This window comes from Mesorhizobium sp. M7D.F.Ca.US.004.03.1.1, assembly GCF_003998635.1.
GTDB lineage: Bacteria > Pseudomonadota > Alphaproteobacteria > Rhizobiales > Rhizobiaceae > Mesorhizobium > Mesorhizobium loti.
In genome coordinates, this window is record NZ_RZQG01000911.1 from 1 (window position 1) to 2302 (window position 2302).

3 protein-coding genes are annotated in these 2302 nt (G+C 60.8%); 1 reads left to right on the forward strand and 2 read right to left on the reverse strand.

What is annotated here, in order from left to right:
• A partial coding sequence (locus EN935_RS31760) for a class I SAM-dependent methyltransferase (protein WP_164771520.1) occupies positions 1-720 on the forward strand: 720 nt, incomplete at its 5' end.
• A 136-nt stretch (positions 721-856) separates the two neighbouring features.
• On the opposite strand, the gene EN935_RS31765 is transcribed toward EN935_RS31760, so the two are convergent.
• Positions 857-1081 carry a DUF768 domain-containing protein gene (locus EN935_RS31765; RefSeq protein WP_109671054.1) on the reverse strand — a complete coding sequence of 75 codons (225 nt, stop codon included), beginning with the start codon at positions 1079-1081 and terminating at the stop codon, positions 857-859.
• A gap of 407 nt (positions 1082-1488) precedes the next feature.
• A partial coding sequence (locus tag EN935_RS31770; RefSeq protein ID WP_127374003.1) for an ATP-dependent DNA ligase occupies positions 1489-2302 on the reverse strand: 814 nt, incomplete at its 5' end.

Here is a 2302-nt window from a genome sequence, read left to right on the forward strand (position 1 = left end):
CAACTCTATCCGTTCGACCAGCTGCATGGCCGCGAGCTCATCGCCACGCAGGACCATGCTGCCCGTCTGGCCCCCTCGCCCACCGACCGGATCCTCGATATCGGCAGCGGCATTGGTGGCCCGGCGCGCTTCCTTGCCGCCACCTATGGCTGCGACGTCGACGGCGTCGACCTCACGCCAGCCTTTGTCGCGGCGTCCAGCCGACTGACCAAGCTCTCCGGCCTCGGCGACAAGGTTCGCTTCCACGAAGCCAATGCGGCGAAACTGCCCTTTGCCGAAAACACGTTCGACGCGGCAATCTGCTTCTATGTCGGCATGAACATCGCCGACAAGGCCGCCGTGATCGCGCAGGCTTTTCGCGTTCTGAAGCCGGGCGGCAAGCTGATCTGGACGGAAGCCGTGCTGGCGGGCGGTGAGCCGCATTACCCGTTGCCCTGGGCGGTCGCGCCGGAGGCCAGCCACCTTGTTGATCGAAACGCTCTGAAAGCCCTGTTCGTCGACGCAGGCTTCCACATTGACGAAATCGTCGACGAGACCGGCGAACATGTCGAACTGGCGTTGAAAAGGGCCAGCTCCGGCATCATGCCCTCGCCGGCCCAACAGCAGGCCAATGAGATCGTGCTCGGCGCTGAATTCGTGCAGCGGCGGAAGAATTACATCCGCTGCCTGAGCGAAGGCCGGTTGGCATCGCTGGCCGTCATTGTCTCGAAGACTGCCTGACCCGAGCCCGACGCACGATGACGCACGAGCGATAGAGCAATCGACAGCGTCGTGCCGACCACCAGTGCAACGATCATGACATAGAAAAGTGGGGGTGGGTGAAGTAGCAACTCGGCCGCAACGAACAGGAAGCGATTCAGTCCACCAACCCCCCTGCCCGGTATTCCATGGCATGAAAAATCGCTTCGTAGACGCTCTCTACTTCCTCGTCGACTTCTTCGGTCGATATTCCCTGCCGGCCGGCCTCTTGCATGGCCTCGTCCGCCAGATCGGCGACCGAAACCAGCAAATCAGGGGGCGCCTTTTCAGGCAGGTGTTCTGAAATCCAGTGATAGAGAAAGTCGGCGCCACGCGTGCTCATATCGCTTTAAGTTCGCGGATGTCGTTCGGTTCCGCTGGGCATTCCGCGCCTTTGCGCGCAGAACACCGAGAGCTGGTTCGGGGTCTTTCATCTTCCTGGGCACATGCCTGCGGAACCGCCCGCAGCTGCTTGCCAAACCGGAGAGCACACACCGCCACCTGCTTTTGAGGCGGAGTAGGGTTTGGCGACCTCCACTTGAGATCCAGACAATGCTACCTAGCACGGCAGGTGGAGTTTGGCGCGCTGACCGGACAGTGCCTTGAGGGCCGATATTATTTGGCCGAGGATGCTGCCGAAGCGGTAGCGACGGCTCTCCGCGTGGTCCCACCTTTTTGATCCTACGTTGTGATGGCTACTGCCCGAATGGCCTTACCCGGCACCCTCAAAAATGGACGGGGCCCCGTTCGCTATTTCAGCAGCTGGTCGAACGTACACTGTTTGGGGTGCTTGTCGGGACGCCAGCGTATGAACTTGGTCCCATGCCGAAAGCGATCGCCTGTGACATGATCGAACCGAACTTCTACGACCAGTTTCGGCTTCAATGGCTCCCATTGCCCGCTTCTTTCCGTACTCCAGCGACTTGGGCCACCCGGCGCTTTGCCGGTAAAGCCGGGAGGTGAACGCAAAGCTTCGAGTTGTCGCGTCAATTGTGGCCGGTCCTGCTCCGCGATCGTCGAGGTGAATCCCACATGGTCGAGCTTGCCCTCACCATCATAGAGCCCAAGCAAAAGAGAACCGACCTCGGGCGAGCTTGCCAGATACCGGAATCCGCCAACCACGCAATCCGCCGTGCGCAGACGCTTGACCTTGACCATGGCACGCTCGCCAGGTCGGTATCCTTCGTCGAGACGCTTTGCGACAACGCCATCCGTCGAACCCTGCCCGGATTGACTGAGCCACTTCACTGCCGTCACCACGTCCTGAGTCGATCGCGAAAGCTCAAGGCCGGGGCTTCCAGTCGACGGAATGAGCGCTTCCAGGGCCTTGCGGCGTGCTGACAGCGGTTGGTCCATCACGCTGCCGCCGGGACCAGCCAGCATATCAAACAGGATCAGTTTGGCCGGCGTTTCGGCAGAGAGTTTCCGGATCCTGCTTTCCGCCGGATGCAGCCGCATCTGCAATGCATCGAACGAAAGCGCGCCATCGACGTCGATCACGATTTCCCCATCGACCACGAACTCTTTGGCCTTCAAGGCTCGCAACATCGAAACGACTTCGGGG

Excerpts from the sequence above, each read along its gene's own strand:
- EN935_RS31765 (WP_109671054.1), bottom strand. The coding sequence starts at position 1,081 with ATGAGCACGCGTGGCGCCGACTTTCTCTATCACTGGATTTCAGAACAC.